We start from the raw sequence: 17,662 nt of genomic DNA, 5'->3' as shown, positions 1-17,662 counted from the left end.
CGCAGCGCGAAGACTGCGCCACTAATAAGAACAGGACACTCCCATGAGACAGACTGGCCTCGCCTCGCTTCCCCTCAAATCCCTTGCCGTTGCCGTGCTGCTGAGCCTGGCGGGTACACCGGCGCTGGCTGCGGACATCCCGGCCAACGTCGATGGCGCGCGCATCATCGCCGCCGACAAGGAGCCCGGTAACTGGATGAGCACCGGGCGCACCTACGACGAACAGCGCTACAGCCCGCTCAAGCAGATCAGCGACCAGAACGTCGGCCAGCTGGGCCTGGCCTGGAGCTACAAGCTGGACCTGGACCGTGGCGTGGAAGCCACCCCCATCGTGGTCGACGGGGTGATGTACACCACCGGGCCGTTCTCGGTGGTGTACGCGCTGGATGCGCGCGACGGCAGGCTGATCTGGAAGTACGACCCGCAATCGGACCGCCACCGCGCCGGCGAAGCCTGTTGCGACGCGGTCAACCGTGGCGTGGCGGTGTGGAAGGGCAAGGTCTACGTGGGCGTGCTCGACGGGCGCCTGGAGGCCATCGACGCCAAGACCGGCCAGCGCGCCTGGTCGGTCGACACCCGCGCCGACCACAAGCGCAGCTACACCATCACCGGCGCCCCTCGGGTGGTCAACGGCAAGGTGGTGATCGGCAACGGCGGCGCCGAGTTCGGCGTGCGGGGCTATGTCACCGCCTACGACGCCGAAACCGGCAAGGAGGCGTGGCGCTTCTACACCGTGCCGGGCGACCCCAAGCTGCCGCCCGAGGGCAAGGGCATGGAGATCGCCGCCAAGACCTGGTTCGGCGATGCCTATGTGGAGCAGGGCGGTGGCGGCACCGCCTGGGACTCGTTCGCCTACGACCCGGAGCTGAACCTGCTGTACATCGGCGTGGGCAACGGCTCGCTGTGGGACCCCAAATGGCGTAGCCAGGCCAAGGGCGACAACCTGTTCCTGTCGTCCATCGTGGCGGTCAATGCCGACACCGGCGAATACGTGTGGCACTACCAGACCACCCCGGGCGATGCCTGGGACTACACCGCCACCCAGCACATGATCCTGGCCGAGCTGCCCATCGACGGCAAGCCGCGCAAGGTGCTGATGCAGGCGCCGAAAAACGGCTTCTTCTATGTGATCGACCGCGCCACCGGCGAGCTGCTGTCGGCCAAGGGCATCGTGCCGCAGAGCTGGACCAAGGGCATGGACATGAAGACCGGGCGGCCGATCCTGGACGAAGAGAACGCCGCCTACTGGAAGAACGGCAAGCGCAACCTGGTGACCCCGGCGTTCTGGGGCGCGCATGACTGGCAGCCGATGTCGTACAACCCCGACACCGGGCTGGTGTACATCCCGGCGCACATCATGTCGGCCTACTACGAGCACATCCCCGAGGCGCCCAAGCGCAACCCGTTCAAGAGCATGTACCAGCTGGGCCTGCGCACCGGGATGATGCCCGAAGGCGCCGAAGGCCTGCTGGAGATGGCCAAGAGCTGGTCGGGCAAGCTGATCGCCTGGGACCCGGTCAAGCAGCAGGCCGCCTGGGAAGTGCCCTACGTGACCATCTTCAACGGCGGCACCTTGAGTACCGCGGGCAACCTGGTGTTCGAGGGTAGCGCCGACGGGCGGGTGATCGCCTATGCCGCCGACACCGGCGAAAAACTCTGGGAGCAACCGGCTGCCAGCGGCGTGATGGCCGCGCCCGTCACCTACAGCGTGGATGGCGAGCAGTACGTGACCTTCATGGCCGGCTGGGGCGGCGCGTTCTCCACCTTTGCCGGGGCCCTGTCGCTGCGGGCCGGCGTGCAGCCGTACGCCCAGGTGCTGACCTACAAGCTGGGCGGCACCGCCAAGCTGCAAGAGCCGGCGCCACGCCCGGACACCCCCAAACCACCCGCGTTGAGCAACGACACCGCTTCGATCGAGGCGGGCGCCAAGCTGTACGACGGTTACTGCTCGCAGTGCCACGGTATCCACGCGGTCAGCGGCGGCGTGCTGCCCGACCTGCGCAAGCTCACCCCGGAAAAGCACCAGATGTTCCTCGGCATCCTCTTCGGTGGCCGCGTGCCGGATGGCATGCCGTCGTTCGCCGACGCCTTCACCCCCGAGCAGGTCGACCAGATCCACCAGTACCTGATCAAGCGCGCCCACGACCTTCATCAGGAAGGCGATACCTGGAAGCAGTTCAGCGCCAAGTCATCCCATTGAAAAGGAGCCATTGACCCATGAGTGACGTCATCTACCAGAACTACATCGCCAATGCGTTCGTCGACAGCGACGCGCAGATCGAGGTGCACAACCCGGCCAATGGACAACTGCTGGGGCGCGTACCCCAGGCCAGTGACGCGCAGGTGGAGCAGGCCATTGCCGCCGCGCGCAAGGCCCAGAAGAGCTGGGCGACGCGCCCGGCCATCGAGCGCGCCGGCTACCTGCGCAAGATCGCCAGCAAGGTGCGCGACAACGCCGAGCGCCTGGCGCGCATCATCACCGCCGAGCAGGGCAAGGTGCTCGGCCTGGCCCTGGTCGAAGTCAACTTCACCGCCGACTACCTGGACTACATGGCCGAGTGGGCGCGACGCCTGGAAGGCGAGGTGCTCACCAGCGATCGCGCCGGTGAAAGCATCTTTCTGCTGCGCAAGCCGCTGGGTGTGGTGGCCGGGATTCTGCCGTGGAACTTCCCGTTCTTTCTGATCGCCCGCAAGATGGCGCCGGCCCTGCTCACGGGCAACACCATCGTGATCAAGCCCAGCGAAGAAACACCGATCAACTGCTTCGAGTTCGCCCGCCTGGTGGCCGAGACCGACCTGCCCAGCGGCGTGTTCAACGTGGTGTGCGGTACCGGGGCGACCGTGGGCCAGCGCCTGACCAGCCACGCTGGCATCGACCTGATCAGCTTCACCGGCAGCGTGGGCACCGGCTCGCGGATCATGGCCGCGGCGGCGCCGAACATCACCAAGCTCAACCTTGAGCTGGGCGGCAAGGCGCCGGCCATCGTGCTGGCTGATGCGGACCTGGAACTGGCGGTCAAGTCGATCACCGCGTCGCGGGTGATCAACACCGGGCAGGTGTGCAACTGCGCCGAGCGGGTGTACGTGCAGCGCGAGGTGGCGGATGAGTTCACCGACAAACTGGCCAGCGCCATGGCCGCCACCCGTTATGGTGACCCGCTGGCCGAGGCGGACCTGGACATGGGCCCGCTGATCAACCAGGCCGCCCTGGACAAGGTCGGGCAGATGGTGCGCACCGCCACCGGGCAGGGCGCGCAGCTGGTGACCGGGGGCGCGGTGGCCGATCGCGGGCAGGGCTTCCACTACCAGCCGACGGTGCTGGCCGGCTGCTCGGCCGACATGGAGATCATGCGCAAGGAGATCTTCGGGCCGGTGTTGCCGATCCAGATCGTGGAGAGCCTGGACGAGGCGATTGCGCTGGCCAACGACAGTGAATACGGGCTGACTTCATCGCTGTACACGCGCAGCCTGAGTGCAGCGATGCATGCCAGCAACGCGCTGGATTTCGGCGAGACCTACATCAACCGCGAGAACTTCGAGGCCATGCAGGGCTTCCATGCCGGCACGCGCAAGTCGGGGATCGGTGGGGCCGATGGCAAGCATGGGTTGTATGAGTACACGCATACCCATGTGGTCTACATCCAGATCTGAGGCCCAGGTAGCCTGTTAGGGCCTCATCGCGGGTCAAGCCCGCTCCCACAGCCTGTGGGAGCGGGCTCGACCCGCGATGGGTTGCACAGCAACCCCTGCCATCACAACCGATCATTGGGCTGCACCACCCCGTACTTCTTCATCTGCCGATACAGCGTCGAGCGCGCCACCCCCAGTTCAGCCGCCACCGCACTGATGTTCCAGCGATGGCGCCGCAACCTTTGCAGCAACTCGCTGGCCGGGTCCTGGCTGTCGATGCGCAGCGGCTCGCCGCGCACCACCTGCACCACTTCCGCCGGCAGGCAATCCACGTCGATCACCCCGTCCTCGGCCAACGCCACCGCGTAGCGCAACGCATTGAGCAACTGACGAATGTTGCCCGGCCACGCATGGGCATGCAGGCACTGGCGGGCCTGTTCGGTCAGCCGCACGCCGCTGCTCTGCGCCGCCAGTAACTGCTCGATCAACGCGCCCCGGTCACTGCGTTCGCGCAAGGCCGGCAACGCCAGGCTCATGCCGCCCAGGCGGTAGTAGAGGTCCTCGCGAAAGCGCTTGTCGCCAATCATCCCGTGCAGGTCCTGGTGGGTCGCCGACACCACCTGCACGTCCAGCGCCACCGGCGCCTGGGCGCCAATCGGGAAGATCTCGCGCTCGGCCAGCACCCGTAGCAAACGGGTTTGCAGGTGCGCCGGCATGTCGCCTATCTCGTCCAGAAACAGCGTGCCGCCGGCGGCCAGTTCCAGCTTGCCCTTCATGCCCTTCTTGTCGGCCCCGGTGAAGCTGCCGCCGCGGTAGCCGAACAGCTCGCTCTCGATCAGCGTCTCGGGAATCGCCGCGCAATTGAGCGCGATGAACGGCCCGGCGCGCCGCGCACTGGCCTGGTGGATGGCGCGGGCGAATGCCTCCTTGCCGGTGCCGGTCTCGCCGGTGATCAGTATCGGCAGGTCCTTGTCGAGCACCTTGCGCACCCGCTGCACCGCCTGTTGCAGGCGCGCATCGCCGCCGGCCAGCTGCTGCAGGTCGGGGTGGCTGCTGCGCACCGGCGGTCTGGCCGGGGCAGGGCGATGGCGCTGCGACGGTATGCGCAGGCCCACATCCAGCAAGGCGTCGTCCTGCTGCCCGCGCAGGCGCACGCCGCGTGCACCGCCCTGGGTCAGGTGCAGCAGTTCATCCACCGAGGTTGGCAGCAGGCTGTCGATGCGCGCACCCAGCAGCGGCGCCGCATCGCGCTGGTGGGCAACGAAGGTGGCGCGGTTGGCGCCGATGATGCGGCCGTTGTCGTCCAGCGCCAGCAACTGCTCGTTGGCCAGGTCGGCTATGTCGTCGATGGGCTTGAGCGACAGGGTGAGGCGGTCGCGGTAGCACTCGCGAAAGTGCGCGTTCTCGATCAGCCGCGCATACAGGATCACCAGTTGCAGGGTCAGGTACTGCGCCTCCTTGGGCCCGTTGCTGTTCAGGCAGGTGGCGTTCAGGCAGCCGCGCAGCAGGCCCTGGGCGTCGAAGATCGGTGCCACCGAGCAGCTCAGGCGAAAGTTGGAGGCCAGAAAGTGCTCTTCGCGGTGGATGATCAGCGGCTGCGCGGCGGCCAGGGTGGTGCCGATGCCGTTGGTGCCGGCAATCGACTCGTCCCAGCGCGCGCCCACCACCAGCCCGGCCTGGGTATAGATGTGGCTGGCTTCGGGCAGGCGGGTGTCGAGGGTGATGCCGTGTTCGTCGCTGAGCAGCACCGCGAACCCGGCCGGCACCACGCGCCTGGCCAGGCCGCTGACGCCCTGGCTGGCGATGGCCAGGTATTGCTGGTGCTGCTGTTGATGCTGGCGGATGGCGTCGGCGCCCAGCACATGGGTACGCCCGGCGGCGCCGGGGTCGAGGCGATGCTCGACCACGCTGCGGTACCAGGACTGCGCAATGACAGGGTCGGGGCGGATGCCGCGCTCGGGGAAGTGATCGTCGACGAAGGCCGCAAGATCGCTCGGGCTGGTCTGGGTATGCTGCATGCTGGGCTCCCGTCGACCGTGGCGCGCGCAGGGGCGGCTCACCGTCATCTTGTTGTCTCGGGCCAGGGGCGGGCACCGATCTGTGCCTACCTTAGTCGCTGTGTCGGGAATTTTCAGCTATTGATGCAGCCCTGGCCTAGAAAAGCATCCCCAGCAGAATTGCCTTCACCGTCGCCTCGGCCTTGTTGCTGGCCTGCAGCTTGCGCATGGCGTTGACCAGGTGGAACTTCACCGTGCGGCTGTCGATGGTGAGGATGATGCTGATCTCGCTGTAGGTCTTGCCCACGGCGGTCCATTTGAGCACTTCTTTCTCCCGTGCGGTCAGGGTCTTCTGGGCCTCGGGCAGGTGGGTCTGGGCAAAGAAGCCGGTCATGGCACTGTGCGCCAGTTGCGACAGCCAGATGAGCTTGGCTTCCTTGGCGTCCAGTTCCAGTGTGGAGATCGGGTCATCCGGGCGGGACAGGGACAGCAGGCCGATGGTGCCGTAGTCGCCCTGCACCGACAGGCACCAGCCGTGGTCCAGGCTGTAGTGCCGCGCCTCTTCCCAGAATGCCTGCTGGTGCTGCTGTTGCGCGGCGGCCCACTGCAGGGGCGTGGTGCGGGTCAGCCCGTGGGCCACCGTCGGGTCGCAGGAAAAATAGTCCTCGGCCACGTACCTGGCTTCCCAGGCGCTGGGGTAGTTGGAGCGCAGGATGAACTGCGGGGCGGCGATCGGCAGCGGATTCTTCAGCCCATAGGAACAGAACTCGAAGTCCAGCTCGCGGGTAAGCCGGGTCAGCTCGCTGAACAGCTCGCCTTCGTTGCGGCACCCCGTCACCACGGCAATGAACCTTTCGCGCCAATCACTCACTTGAATGTCACTCGAGAGCTGAAAAATGAAACTCAATGTTATGAGCAAGATTTTTAAACATGAAAGTGCATGTTTTTATACGAATTGAAAATGGATATTGCCAAATCCAGTCAACCCATACAGGCCAGCTTTTCCTGCCCTAACAGGCAGCTATTGGGCCCGTCGCAACTTTGCTTAACTACGGGTTCAAAACTCTGACATGGACTTCATCATGAAAAAAATAGTCGACGAGCGTCCTGGACTTCTGCTGTGTGAAACGGCGGAAACGATGATAGGCCAATCTGCCGAGTATCCAGCACTGTTCTGTGTCCGTTCCGGTATCAGTGCCGAAGAGGCTCTGGTACATGCGGCCCTTTACCTTAAATGTGCGGCCTCGACGAGCTTGAAAACCGTTGAGGCAAACGCGCAGGAGTGTCGGGGCCTGGCATGGTCGACGGTGCATTCGGTAGAGATGGCCTCAGCATTGATTAGCGCCGTTTTAACCGGCATGAGAAGCAGCAACCCCAACGAAAGTTGAATTGACGTTATCACAGGGTGCTTTGGATATATCCATTTGTTATGGTGTGCCCGCGATGACCGTATCTTGATGTTGCGGGTAGGAGACCAAGTGCCTAGGAAGGTGATAGTGCAATGATTGCGTGTGTGCGTTGGCTGTTGGTCGTGCTGTTCGTGGTGGTGACGTTTCCGTTCCTGTGCCTGGTGCTGTTGCTCAACCCGCGCAAGCAGGACAACCTCTACCTGGCCTGCAAGGTCTACAGGGCCATCAACTGGATCTTTGGCGTGCGCGTCGAGGTCGGTGGTTTCGACGCCATCGCGCCCGACCGCTCCTACATCTATGTGGCCAACCACCAGAGCAACCACGATGCATTTGTCGTGGCCCAGGCGCTGCGCCCAGGCACGGTGATCGTGGGCAAGCAGTCGTTGCGCTGGCTGCCGTTGGCCGGGCAACTGTACTGGCTGACCGGCAGCCTGTTCATCGACCGCAGCAACCCGCGCGCGTCGATCACCAGCCTGCGGCGCATCGCCACCCGCGTGGCCCACAGCAATACATCGCTCTGGATCTTCCCCGAGGGCACGCGCAACACAGGGCAGGGCGTGCTGCCGTTCAAGACCGGTGCATTTCGCATCGCCAAGGAAATGGGCATCGGCATCATCCCCGTGACCATCAGCCCGGCGGTGCGCCGGATCCGCCACAACGCCCTGGGCTGCACCGATGTGAGTATCGTGGCGCACCGGCCCATCGAGGCCGACCTGGTGGCCAGCATGGATGCCAAGCAGCTGGCGTCGTATACGCGGGAAGTGGTCAACAATGGGTTGCCCATCGTGTAGTTGCCGGGGCCTTCGCCCGCAAGGCTGGTTCCTGCAGGAGCCAGCCTTGCGGGCGAAGAGGCCCGTCAGCTCGCCGCCTTGAACCTCAAGCGCCACGCATGCAGCAGCGGCTCGGTATACCCGCTCGGCTGCTCACGCCCCTTGAACACCAGGTCGCTGGCGGCCTGGAACGCCATCGAGGTGGCGAAGTCCGGCGCCATCGGGCGGTATGCCGCATCCCCGGCATTCTGCCGGTCGACCACCACCGCCATGCGTTCGAGCACCTCGCGTACCTTGGCCTCGCTCACCGTGCCATGCAGCAGCCAGTTGGCAATGTGCTGGCTGGATATACGCAAGGTCGCACGGTCTTCCATCAGGCCGACGTTGTGGATGTCCGGTACCTTGGAGCACCCGACTCCTTGCTCCACCCAGCGCACCACGTAGCCGAGAATGCCCTGGCAGTTGTTCTCCAGCTCCTGCAGTTTTTCCGCATCGCTCCAGTTCGGACGCGGCGATACCGGAATGGTCAGCAGGTCGTTGAGCAGGCTGTCACGCTCGCCGGCCAGGTCGATGCGCTGCAATTCGCTCTGCACCCCCTGCACGTCCACCTGGTGATAGTGCAGCGCATGCAGCGTGGCGGCCGTGGGCGAGGGCACCCATGCGGTGGTGGCACCGGCCTTGGGGTGGCCGATCTTCTGCACCAGCATGTCGGCCATCAGGTCGGGCATGGCCCACATGCCCTTGCCGATCTGCGCGCGCCCCTTGAGCCCGCAGGCCAGCCCCACCAGCACGTTGTTGCGCTCGTAGGCGGTGATCCACGGCGTGGACTTCATGTCGCCCTTGCGCAGCATCGGGCCGGCTTCCATGGCGCTGTGCATCTCGTCGCCGGTACGGTCGAGAAAGCCCGTGTTGATGAACACCACCCGCTCGTGCGCTGCGCCGATGCACGCCTTGAGGTTCACCGAGGTGCGCCGCTCCTCGTCCATGATGCCCATCTTCAGGGTGTTGCGCGGCAGCGCCAGCAGGTCTTCGACACGCCCGAACAGTTCGGCGGCAAACGCCACTTCGGCAGGGCCGTGCATCTTCGGCTTGACGATGTACACGCTGCCGCTGCGCGAGTTGCCGCGCCGCTGCAGGTCGTGGATGGCGATCAGGCCGGTGAGCACCGCGTCCATGATGCCCTCGGGAATCTCGGCGCCATCGCCATCGAGAATCGCCGGGTTGGTCATCAGGTGGCCGACGTTGCGCACGAACAGCAGCGAACGGCCATGCAGGGTCAGTGTTGCGCCATCGGCTGCGGTGTAGACGCGGTCCGGGTTGAGGCGGCGCACGCGGGTCTTGCCGCCCTTGCTGATCGCTTCGCTCAGGTCGCCTTTCATCAGGCCCAGCAGGTTGCGGTAGATCAGGGTCTTGTCTTCGGCATCCACCGCGGCCACCGAGTCCTCGCAGTCGAGGATGGTGCTCAGGGCGGCTTCGACCAGCACGTCCTTGACCCCGGCCGCATCGGTCTGGCCGATGGCGCTGGTGGGGTCGATCTGGATCTCCAGGTGCAGGCCGTTGTTCTTCAGCAGCACCGCGTTCGGCTGGGCGGCATCACCCTGGAAGCCGACGAACTTGGCGGGGTCTTTGAGTGTGGTGGTCAGGCCGCTGATGAGGTCGACGCGCAGTTGCCCGTCCTCGATGCGGTAGGCCTTGGCCTCGGCGTGCGAGCCGCCGGCCAGCGGTGCAGCCTGGTCCAGGGCCTTGCGCGCGAAGGCGATGACCTTCTGGCCACGGCGCGGGTTGTAGCCCTCGCCAGCCTCGGCGCCGTCGGCGTCGCTGATCGCATCGGTGCCATACAGCGCGTCATACAGCGAGCCCCAGCGTGCGTTTGCGGCGTTGAGCGCATAGCGCGCGTTCATCACCGGCACCACCAGCTGCGGGCCGGCCTGTTCGCACAGCTCGCTGTCGACGTTGGAGGTGCTCACCGCCACCTGTTCAGGCACCGGCACCAGGTAGCCGATCTCGCTCAGGAAGGCGCGGTAGGCCGGCATGTCGGCCACCGGGCCCGGGTGGGCGCGGTGCCAGGTGTCCAGCGCGGCCTGCAGGCGGTCGCGTTCGGCGAGCAGGGCGCGGTTCTTCGGCGCCAGGTCGTGCACCAGGGCGTCGAAGCCTTGCCAGAAGTTGGCCTCCGGCACACCGGTGCCGGGCAGGGCCTCGGTTTCGATGAAGTGCTGCAGGGCGCTCGCGACCTGCAGGCGTTGACGCTGAATACGGTCGTTCATGTTCGGTTGCTCCTGATCAGTCTTTAACGGCGGCAACGCCGGCCTTGGCCACCTGGGCGTCCTGTTCGGACTTGACCCCCGACACACCCACCGCGCCGACCACCTGGCCGTCGACGATCACCGGCACGCCGCCTTCGAGCGTGCCGCTGATGACCGGCACCGACAGGAACGCCGTGCGCCCGCCATTGATCATGTCTTCGTACAGCTTGGTTTCACGTCGGCCCAGCGCCGCGCTGCGGGCCTTTTCGGTGGCGATGTAGGCACTCACCGGCGCGCAGCCGTCCAGGCGCTCGAAGCCCAGCGGGTGGCCGCCGTCGTCGACCACGGCAATGCTCACGGCCCACTGGTTGGCCTGGGCCTCGGCACGGGCGGCGGCGAGAATCTGCTGCACGTCGCTCAGGGTCATTACGGGTTTGCTTTGCATGAAATCAGGCTCCTGGGTTGAGGGCTTGGTCAACGAGTTCGATCCAGTGCCGCACGGGGGTTCGCCCGGCACCGTCGAGGTGGGTCTGGCAGCCGATGTTGGCCGTGGCGATCACGTCGGGGTGGCCACTTTCCAGCGCATCGAGCTTGTTGTCGCGCAGTTGCCTGGACAGCACCGGCTGGGTCAGCGAATAGGTGCCGGCCGAACCGCAGCACAGGTGGCTGTCGGGTACCTCGGTAAGGTTGAAGCCCAGGCGTTTGAGTACGGCTTCAACTGCGCCGCCAAGTTTTTGTGCGTGCTGCAGGGTACACGGGCAGTGGAAGGCCAGGGTCTGGTCGCAGCAGGCCTCGAAGCGCTCCAGCGGTTCGGCGCGGATCACTTCGACGATGTCCCGCGCCAGGGCGCTGATGCGCTCGGCCTTGGCCGCGTAGGCCGGGTCGTCGCGCAGCAGGTAGGCGTATTCCTTGACGAAGGCGCCGCAGCCGCTGGCGGTCTGCACGATGGCTTCGGCGCCGGCTTCCACGGCTGGCCACCAGGCGTCGATGTTGCGCCGCGCACGTTCAAGCCCGGTGTCCTGCGCGTTGAGGTGATAGTCCACCGCGCCGCAGCAGCCGGCCTGGGCAATCGGCGTGATGCTGATGCCCAGGCGGTCGAGCACGCGCGCGGTGGCGGCGTTGGTGTTGGGCGACAGGCTGCGCTGCACGCAGCCTTCGAGCATCAGCACGCGCCGTGCATGGGTGGCCTGGGGGCGTTGCCGGGCCGGTGCCACGCTGCGTGGCAGGTGGGTCCTGAATGCCTCGGGCAGCACTGGGCGCAGCAGCTCGCCGGTACTCACCAGCGCCTGGAACAGGGCCGGGCGCGGCACCACGGCGCGCAGGCCGCTGCGCAGCAGGCGCTGGCCCAGCGGGCGGGGTACACGGGCCTCGATGGCGTCGCGACCGATGTCCAGCAGCTTGTGGTACTCCACCCCCGACGGGCAGGTGGTTTCGCAGTTGCGGCAGGTCAGGCAGCGGTCCAGGTGCTGCTGGGTCTTCTCGCTGACGGTGTCCTGCTCGAGGAACTGCTTGATCAGGTAGATGCGTCCGCGCGGGCCGTCCAGCTCGTCGCCCAGTTCCTGGTAGGTGGGGCAGGTGGCATTGCAGAAGCCGCAGTGCACGCAACTGCGCAGGATGCGTTCGGCTTCGTCGGCGTGGGGCAGGCGCTTGGCCGCTTCGCTCAGGTTGGTCTGCATGGTGGCTCCTGGGTCAGACGTCGGCGTACTGGCGGCCGGGGTTGAAGATGCCCTGAGGGTCCAGGTTGCGCTTGAGCGTCTGGTGAAACCGCAGGATCGGTGCGGCCAGCGGCTGGAACGGGCTGTCCGCCACGCCCGGGGTGAAGCAGGTGGCGTGCCCGTTGGCGGCGGCGGCGAGCTGGCGGATGCTGTCGGCATCGGCGCTGCTCTTGAGCCAGCGTTGCGCGCCGCCCCAGTCGATCAACTGCTCGCCTTCGATCGCCAGCGGCGCCGTCAGTGCCGGCACCGACAGGCGCCACAGCGGGCGCGGGTCGTCGAAGAACGCCAGGCGCTGTTCGCGCAGGTCGTCCCAGTAGCTGTCATCCAGCGCATCGCCGCCCAGGCGTTCGGCGGCGGCGCGTACCGAACCCTCGTTGCCTTCCAGGCGCAGGTACAGGGTGCTGCCGTCATGGCTGGCGGCGGTCAGCGGGATCGGCTGCTGGCCCCATTCGCCGAGCTTGTCCAGGGCCATCTGCAGCGGCATGGCCTGGCGCAGGCTGACCCGGCAGCGGTACTTGGGCAGCACCTTGAACGAGGCTTCGGTGATCACCCCCAGGCAGCCCAGGCTGCCGGCCAGCAGGCGCGACAGGTCGTAGCCGGCGACGTTCTTCATCACCTCGCCGCCAAAGCGCAGGTGCGTGCCCAGGCCGCTGATCATGCGCGTGCCCAGTACGAAGTCGCGTACCGAACCCGCCCATGGGCGACGCGGGCCCGACAGGCCGGCAGCGAGCATGCCGCCGACCGTGGCGTTGTCGCCAAAGCACGGCACTTCGCAGGCAAGCATCTGCCCGCCACGCTCCAGCGCGGCCTGCAGCTCGCGCAGGGGCGTGCCGGCGCGGGCGGTGATCACCAGTTCGGTGGGGTCGTAGGAGACGATGCCGGTGTGCCCGGCGAGGTCCAGTGGCTGGGCGTCGACGGGGCGCCCGTAGAAGGTCTTGCTGGCACCGCCGCGGATGAACAGCGGGGTGCGCTCGGCGATGGCCTGCTGCACGCGGGCCAGCAGGTCGGCGCTGCGGTCGCTGCCGTGGGCCGGGTCGAACAGTACGGTGCTCATCAGAAGCGCTCCAGGTCCGGGAAGGGCAGTTGGCCGTGGTGCACGTGCATGGCGCCGAATTCGGCGCAGCGGTGCAGGGTGGGGATGTTCTTGCCCGGGTTGAGCAGGCCCAGCGGGTCGAACGCAGCCTTTACCGCATGGAACAGGCTCAGCTCGTCGCTGTTGAACTGGGCGCACATCTGGTTGATCTTCTCGCGGCCCACGCCGTGCTCGCCGGTGATGCTGCCGCCGACCTTCACGCACAGCTCGAGGATCTTGCCGCCGAACGCCTCGGCGCGTTCCAGCTCGCCGGGGGTGTTGGCATCGAACAGGATCAGAGGGTGCATGTTGCCGTCGCCGGCATGGAACACGTTGGCCACGCGCAGGTTGTACTCGGCCGAGAGGTCGGCGATGGCCCCCAGCACGTGGGGCAGTTCGCGCCGGGGTATGGTGCCGTCCATGCAGTAGTAGTCGGGCGACAGCCTGCCCACGGCGGGGAAGGCGTTCTTGCGCCCGGCCCAGAAGCGCACGCGCTCGGCTTCGTCGCGGGCCAGGCGCACTTCGGTGGCACCGGCCTGTTCGAGCAGCACGCGCACGCGCTCGCAGTCGTCGTGCACGTCGGCCTCGACGCCGTCCAGTTCGCACAGCAGGATTGCCTCGGCCTCTACCGGGTAGCCGGCGTGGATGAAGTCTTCGGCGGCGCGAATCGCCAGGTTGTCCATCATCTCCAGGCCGCCGGGGATGATGCCGGCGGCGATGATGTCGCCCACGGCGCGGCCGGCCTTTTCCACCGAGTCGAAGGCGGCCAGCAGCACCTTGGCCACCTGCGGCTTGGGCAGCAGCTTGACGGTGACTTCGGTGATGATACCGAGCATGCCCTCGGAACCTGTGAACAGCGCCAGCAGGTCGAAGCCGGGGGCGTCCAGGGCATCGCTGCCCAGGGTCATGCGTTCGCCCTCGACGCTGAGCATCTCGACCTTGAGCACGTTGTGCACGGTCAGGCCGTACTTGAGGCAGTGCACGCCACCGGCGTTCTCGGCGACGTTGCCGCCGATCGAGCAGGCGATCTGCGAGGAGGGGTCGGGTGCGTAGTACAGCCCATACGGCGCGGCAGCCTGGGAAATCGCCAGGTTGCGTACGCCGGGCTGCACGCGGGCAAAGCGCCCGGCCGGGTCGATTTCAAGAATCTTGTTGAAGCGCGCCATTACCAGCAGCACGCCCTTTTCCAGCGGCAGCGCGCCGCCGGACAAACCGGTGCCGGCGCCACGTGCCACCACCGGCACCTTGCGCTCGTGGCACAGGCGCAACACGCTCTGCACCTCTTCCAGATGGCGCGGCAGCACCACCAGCATCGGCGTGGTGCGGTAGGCCGAGAGGCCGTCGCACTCGTAGGGCTTGAGGTCTTCGGCGGCGTGCAGGATATCCAGGTCGGGCAGGCGGCTCTGCAGGGTGTGCAGGAACTCGGCCCGGTCGACGCTGTGCAGCGCACCATCGACGCGTTCGTCGTAGAGAATGTTCATGGGCAGGCTAACGACCCTTGTCTTGTTGTTATGGAAGCTCGATGGAACACGGCTCACTTGCATCATTGGCCGGCGACGGCTTAGTGTCTATCGCTCAAATCACTGGTCGAACCAGTTTGTTGCTGCGGTTTTTCCGGCTTGTTCATGAATATTCAATAAATACAGTTAGTTATGTATTGATCTGGCAAGGGTCATAAAACTCATGGCGTCTGGTCATACCAGTTGGAGGAACGATGAGCGAAGCGCTTTCAATGCAGGTGGCAGACGTAGTGTGCGAGCGCATCGAGCGGCTGATCGTCGATGGCGTGCTCAAGGTCGGCCAGGCGCTGCCGTCGGAGCGGCGCCTGACCGAAAAGCTCGGCGTGTCGCGCACGGCCCTGCGCGAAGGGCTCAAGCTGCTGCGCGCCAAGGGCATCATCGAGACTGCGCATGGCAAGGGCTCATATGTGGCGCAGTTGTCGGGGCAGGGCAGCACCTCGGCATTGATGCACCTGTTCAGTTCGCAGCCGCGCACCCTGTACGACCTGTTCGAGGTGCGCAGCCTGCTGGAAGGGGAGTCGGCACGCCTGGCGGCGCTGCGCGGCACCGAGGCGGACTTCGTGCTCATACGGCGCAGCTACGAGGCGTTGCTGGCGGCCCATGAGCAGCCACTGACGGCCTCGGAGCATGCGCACCTGGACCATGCGTTTCACCTGGCGATCTGCGAGGCCTCGCACAACCCGGTGCTGGTGCAGACGCTGCGCTCGCTGACCGACCTGCTGTTGAACTCGGTGTTTGCCTCGGTGAACAACCTGTACCACCGCGATGTGCAGAAGCGCCAGATCGACCGCCAACATGCGCGGCTGTACAACGCCGTGACCGGGCGAATGCCGGAACAGGCGCGCAAGGCGGCGATTGCGCATATCCAGGGCATCTGCGCGAACCTCAAGGAGATCGAGGAGGAGGAGCAGCGGCTGGTACGCGCGACGTTGCGGCTGGAGGGGTGGGTTTGAGGGCGTGTGGGCCGGGGTAGGCGCGCCGTGCGGCGGAGCTCTGCCACATCTGCCCGCTGGTCGCAGCAAAAAATGCGAACGATTGCAGTCAAACCCACTCACACCTTGAGGGCACGACCCCACGCCCCCCGTCGAAGGAGCAAGCGTATGACCCAGCGAGGCCAGGACACCATCGAATGGCTGCAAGGCCAGTCCATGCTGCAAGCCGCCCGCGACCGCGCCCGGCTGTATGCAGGGCAGGCGCGCATGTGGCTGCACCCTTACGCCGAGGCCCGCGCCCGCGACGCCAGTGCTATCGCCTCGGTGTGGCTGACGGTGTACCCGGCCTCGATCATCGTCGAGGAGGGCGGTTCGGTGTTGCAGGCGCTGGCCCATGAGCAGCTGTGGCAGGCGCTGTCGGAGCTGGGCATCCAGGGCGTGCACACCGGGCCGTTGAAGCGCTCGGGCGGCATCACCCAGCGCGAGTTCACCCCCAGCGTGGACGGCAACTTCGACCGCATCAGCTTCGACATCGACCCGCGCTACGGCAGCGAGGCCGAGCTGGTGCACCTGAGCAAGGTGGCCTCGGCGCACAACGCGGTGACCATCGACGACTCGATCCCGGCGCACACCGGCAAGGGCGCCGATTTTCGCCTGGCCGCGATGGCCTACGGCGACTATCCCGGGCTGTACCACATGATCGAGATCCGCGAAGCCGATTGGGGCCTGCTGCCCGAGGTGCCGGCCGGGCGCGATGCGGCCAACCTCACGCCGGCCATGTGCGACGAGCTCAAGGCCCGCCACTACATCGTTGGCCAGTTGCAGCGGGTGATCTTCTTCGAACCCGGCATCAAGGAAACCGACTGGAGCGCCACGCCGCCGGTACTCGGGGTCGACGGCAAGCTGCGACGCTGGGTGTACCTGCACTACTTCAAGGAGGGCCAGCCATCGCTGAACTGGCTGGACCCAAGCTTTGCCGCGCAGCAGCTGATCATCGGCGACGCCCTGCACGCCATCGACGTGCTCGGCGCCCGTGGCCTGCGTCTGGATGCCAATGGCTTTCTCGGCGTGGAGCGGCGCGCCGAAGGGCCGGCCTGGTCGGAGAGCCACCCGCTGTCGGTCACCGGCAACCAGCTGCTGGGCGGCATGATCCGCAAGGCCGGTGGTTTCAGCTTCCAGGAACTGAACCTGACCCTGGACGACATCGCCAACATGTCCCACGGCGGCGCCGACCTGTCCTACGACTTCGTCACGCGCCCGGCCTACCAGCACGCGCTGCTGACCGGCGACACCGAGTTCCTGCGCCTGATGCTGCACCAGATGCATGCGTTCAAGATCGACCCCGCCTCGTTGATCCATGCCCTGCAGAACCACGATGAACTGACCCTGGAGCTGGTGCACTTCTGGACCCTGCACGCCAACGACAGCTACCTGTACAAGGGCCAGACCTTCCCCGGCAACATCCTGCGCGAGCATATCCGCAGCGAGATGTACGAGGGCCTGGCGGGCGAGCACGCGCCGTACAACCTCAAGTTCGTGACCAATGGCGTGTCGTGCACCACGGTCAGCATCATCACTGCCGCGCTGGGCATTCGCGACCTGGGCAGCATCGACGCCGAGCAGCTGGCGCTGATCCAGAAGGTGCACCTGCTGCTGGCCATGTACAACGCCATGCAGCCGGGGGTGTTTGCGCTGTCGGGCTGGGACCTGGTCGGCGCCTTGCCGCTGGAGCCCGAGCAGGTTGAGGGGCTGATGGGTGACGGCGACACCCGCTGGATTCATCGCGGCGCCTATGACCTGGCCGACCTGGACGTGGAGGCGCAGCTCTCGGCCGAGGGCCTGCCGCGTGCGCGTTCGCTGTATGGCAGCCTGGCCAGCCAGTTGCAGCAGCCCGACAGTTTTGCCAGCAGCCTGAAACGCATGCTCGCTGTGCGCCAGGCCTATGCGATTGCGGCGAGCCGGCAGATCCTGATCCCCGAGGTGGCCAACCCGGCCTTGCTGCTGATGGTGCACGAGCTGCCGGCAGGCAAGGGCATCCAGATCACCGCACTCAACTTCGGTGCCGAGCCACTGAGCGAAACCCTGCATCTGCCGGATGTAAGCCCCGGCGCGGTGGTGGACATGATCAACGAACGGCTGGAGGGCGAGCTGAGCGAAGCGGGGGAGATGACCATCAATCTGGATGGCTATGAGGGCCTTTCGCTGCGCATCGTGAGCAGTGTGGCGACGCTGTAGGCGTTTGCATGCGGTAACGTTTTTACAGGCCCGGGGTTTCGTGTCTGACGGTTCCCCGGCCCCTTCGCTGGCAAGGCCAGCTCCTGCAAGGGGCCGCCACCGTCACCGCACTGCTGCCTGCCCCGTGACACACCCCGCC

General features: G+C 66.3%; 13 protein-coding genes. 6 read left to right on the top strand and 7 right to left on the bottom strand.

Annotated features, from left to right (window positions below; all coding sequences use genetic code 11):
• Window positions 1-43 precede the first annotated feature (43 nt).
• Both CR917_RS17145 and aldA read left to right on the top strand, forming a co-directional pair.
• A complete protein-coding gene (locus CR917_RS17145) occupies window positions 44-2,200 on the top strand; it encodes a PQQ-dependent dehydrogenase, methanol/ethanol family (protein ID WP_054915158.1) in 2,157 nt (718 codons plus the stop codon).
• Window positions 2,201-2,217: 17 nt separating this feature from the next.
• Window positions 2,218-3,651 carry an aldehyde dehydrogenase gene (gene aldA / locus CR917_RS17140; protein WP_043861161.1) on the top strand — a complete coding sequence of 478 codons (1,434 nt, stop codon included), beginning with the start codon at window positions 2,218-2,220 and terminating at the stop codon, window positions 3,649-3,651.
• A gap of 101 nt (window positions 3,652-3,752) precedes the next feature.
• On the opposite strand, the gene CR917_RS17135 is transcribed toward aldA, so the two are convergent.
• Both CR917_RS17135 and CR917_RS17130 read right to left on the bottom strand, forming a co-directional pair.
• Window positions 3,753-5,648 (bottom strand): sigma-54-dependent Fis family transcriptional regulator, encoded by a 1,896-nt coding sequence (locus tag CR917_RS17135; protein WP_054915157.1) that lies wholly within the window; start codon window positions 5,646-5,648, stop codon window positions 3,753-3,755.
• 136 nt (window positions 5,649-5,784) lie between these two features.
• Complete coding sequence (locus CR917_RS17130; protein ID WP_104572661.1) at window positions 5,785-6,498, bottom strand: LuxR family transcriptional regulator; 714 nt, start codon at window positions 6,496-6,498, stop codon at window positions 5,785-5,787.
• A gap of 211 nt (window positions 6,499-6,709) precedes the next feature.
• Between CR917_RS17130 and CR917_RS17125 the strand changes: the two genes are divergently transcribed.
• Complete coding sequence (locus CR917_RS17125; RefSeq protein WP_078481746.1) at window positions 6,710-7,015, top strand: DUF3077 domain-containing protein; 306 nt, start codon at window positions 6,710-6,712, stop codon at window positions 7,013-7,015.
• A gap of 125 nt (window positions 7,016-7,140) precedes the next feature.
• On the top strand, window positions 7,141-7,827 hold the full coding sequence (locus CR917_RS17120) for a 1-acyl-sn-glycerol-3-phosphate acyltransferase (protein WP_160328371.1): 687 nt from the start codon (window positions 7,141-7,143) through the stop codon (window positions 7,825-7,827).
• Between the two features lie 65 nt (window positions 7,828-7,892).
• On the opposite strand, the gene CR917_RS17115 is transcribed toward CR917_RS17120, so the two are convergent.
• The 5 genes from CR917_RS17115 to glcD are packed head-to-tail and all read right to left on the bottom strand — an operon-like array spanning window position 7,893 to window position 14,317.
• Window positions 7,893-10,070, bottom strand: a complete 2,178-nt coding sequence (locus CR917_RS17115) for a malate synthase G (protein WP_058541270.1) — start codon at window positions 10,068-10,070, stop codon at window positions 7,893-7,895.
• A 16-nt stretch (window positions 10,071-10,086) separates the two neighbouring features.
• Window positions 10,087-10,494: a heme-binding protein gene (locus CR917_RS17110; RefSeq protein ID WP_043861167.1), complete on the bottom strand. Its 408-nt coding sequence runs from the start codon at window positions 10,492-10,494 to the stop codon at window positions 10,087-10,089.
• Between the two features lie 4 nt (window positions 10,495-10,498).
• Window positions 10,499-11,725, bottom strand: a complete 1,227-nt coding sequence (glcF, locus tag CR917_RS17105) for a glycolate oxidase subunit GlcF (RefSeq protein ID WP_043861168.1) — start codon at window positions 11,723-11,725, stop codon at window positions 10,499-10,501.
• Window positions 11,726-11,738: 13 nt separating this feature from the next.
• Complete coding sequence (gene glcE / locus CR917_RS17100; RefSeq protein WP_088515188.1) at window positions 11,739-12,818, bottom strand: glycolate oxidase subunit GlcE; 1,080 nt, start codon at window positions 12,816-12,818, stop codon at window positions 11,739-11,741.
• Window positions 12,818-14,317 (bottom strand): glycolate oxidase subunit GlcD, encoded by a 1,500-nt coding sequence (gene glcD / locus CR917_RS17095; RefSeq protein WP_100633323.1) that lies wholly within the window; start codon window positions 14,315-14,317, stop codon window positions 12,818-12,820. The genes glcE and glcD overlap by 1 nt, the downstream gene beginning before the upstream one ends.
• Window positions 14,318-14,550: 233 nt before the next feature.
• On the opposite strand from glcD, the gene glcC reads away from it, so the two are divergent.
• Together glcC and treS are read left to right on the top strand one after the other, a co-directional pair.
• Window positions 14,551-15,309: a transcriptional regulator GlcC gene (glcC, locus tag CR917_RS17090; RefSeq protein WP_100633325.1), complete on the top strand. Its 759-nt coding sequence runs from the start codon at window positions 14,551-14,553 to the stop codon at window positions 15,307-15,309.
• A 147-nt stretch (window positions 15,310-15,456) separates the two neighbouring features.
• Window positions 15,457-17,523: a maltose alpha-D-glucosyltransferase gene (gene treS, locus CR917_RS17085; RefSeq protein WP_104572660.1), complete on the top strand. Its 2,067-nt coding sequence runs from the start codon at window positions 15,457-15,459 to the stop codon at window positions 17,521-17,523.
• Window positions 17,524-17,662 lie beyond the last annotated feature (139 nt).

This window comes from Pseudomonas sp. BRM28 (genome assembly GCF_002939405.1).
Lineage (GTDB): Bacteria > Pseudomonadota > Gammaproteobacteria > Pseudomonadales > Pseudomonadaceae > Aquipseudomonas > Aquipseudomonas palmensis.
Note: the sequence above shows the minus strand (reverse complement) of the source record. Positions and strands in the feature narration are given on the sequence as shown.

Excerpts from the sequence above, each read along its gene's own strand:
- CR917_RS17145 (WP_054915158.1), top strand. The coding sequence starts at position 44 with ATGAGACAGACTGGCCTCGCCTCGCTTCCCCTCAAATCCCTTGCCGTT.
- aldA (WP_043861161.1), top strand. The coding sequence starts at position 2,218 with ATGAGTGACGTCATCTACCAGAACTACATCGCCAATGCGTTCGTCGAC.
- CR917_RS17135 (WP_054915157.1), bottom strand. The coding sequence starts at position 5,648 with ATGCAGCATACCCAGACCAGCCCGAGCGATCTTGCGGCCTTCGTCGAC.
- CR917_RS17125 (WP_078481746.1), top strand. The coding sequence starts at position 6,710 with ATGAAAAAAATAGTCGACGAGCGTCCTGGACTTCTGCTGTGTGAAACG.
- CR917_RS17115 (WP_058541270.1), bottom strand. The coding sequence starts at position 10,070 with ATGAACGACCGTATTCAGCGTCAACGCCTGCAGGTCGCGAGCGCCCTG.
- CR917_RS17110 (WP_043861167.1), bottom strand. The coding sequence starts at position 10,494 with ATGCAAAGCAAACCCGTAATGACCCTGAGCGACGTGCAGCAGATTCTC.
- glcF (WP_043861168.1), bottom strand. The coding sequence starts at position 11,725 with ATGCAGACCAACCTGAGCGAAGCGGCCAAGCGCCTGCCCCACGCCGAC.
- glcE (WP_088515188.1), bottom strand. The coding sequence starts at position 12,818 with ATGAGCACCGTACTGTTCGACCCGGCCCACGGCAGCGACCGCAGCGCC.
- glcD (WP_100633323.1), bottom strand. The coding sequence starts at position 14,317 with ATGAACATTCTCTACGACGAACGCGTCGATGGTGCGCTGCACAGCGTC.
- glcC (WP_100633325.1), top strand. The coding sequence starts at position 14,551 with ATGAGCGAAGCGCTTTCAATGCAGGTGGCAGACGTAGTGTGCGAGCGC.
- treS (WP_104572660.1), top strand. The coding sequence starts at position 15,457 with ATGACCCAGCGAGGCCAGGACACCATCGAATGGCTGCAAGGCCAGTCC.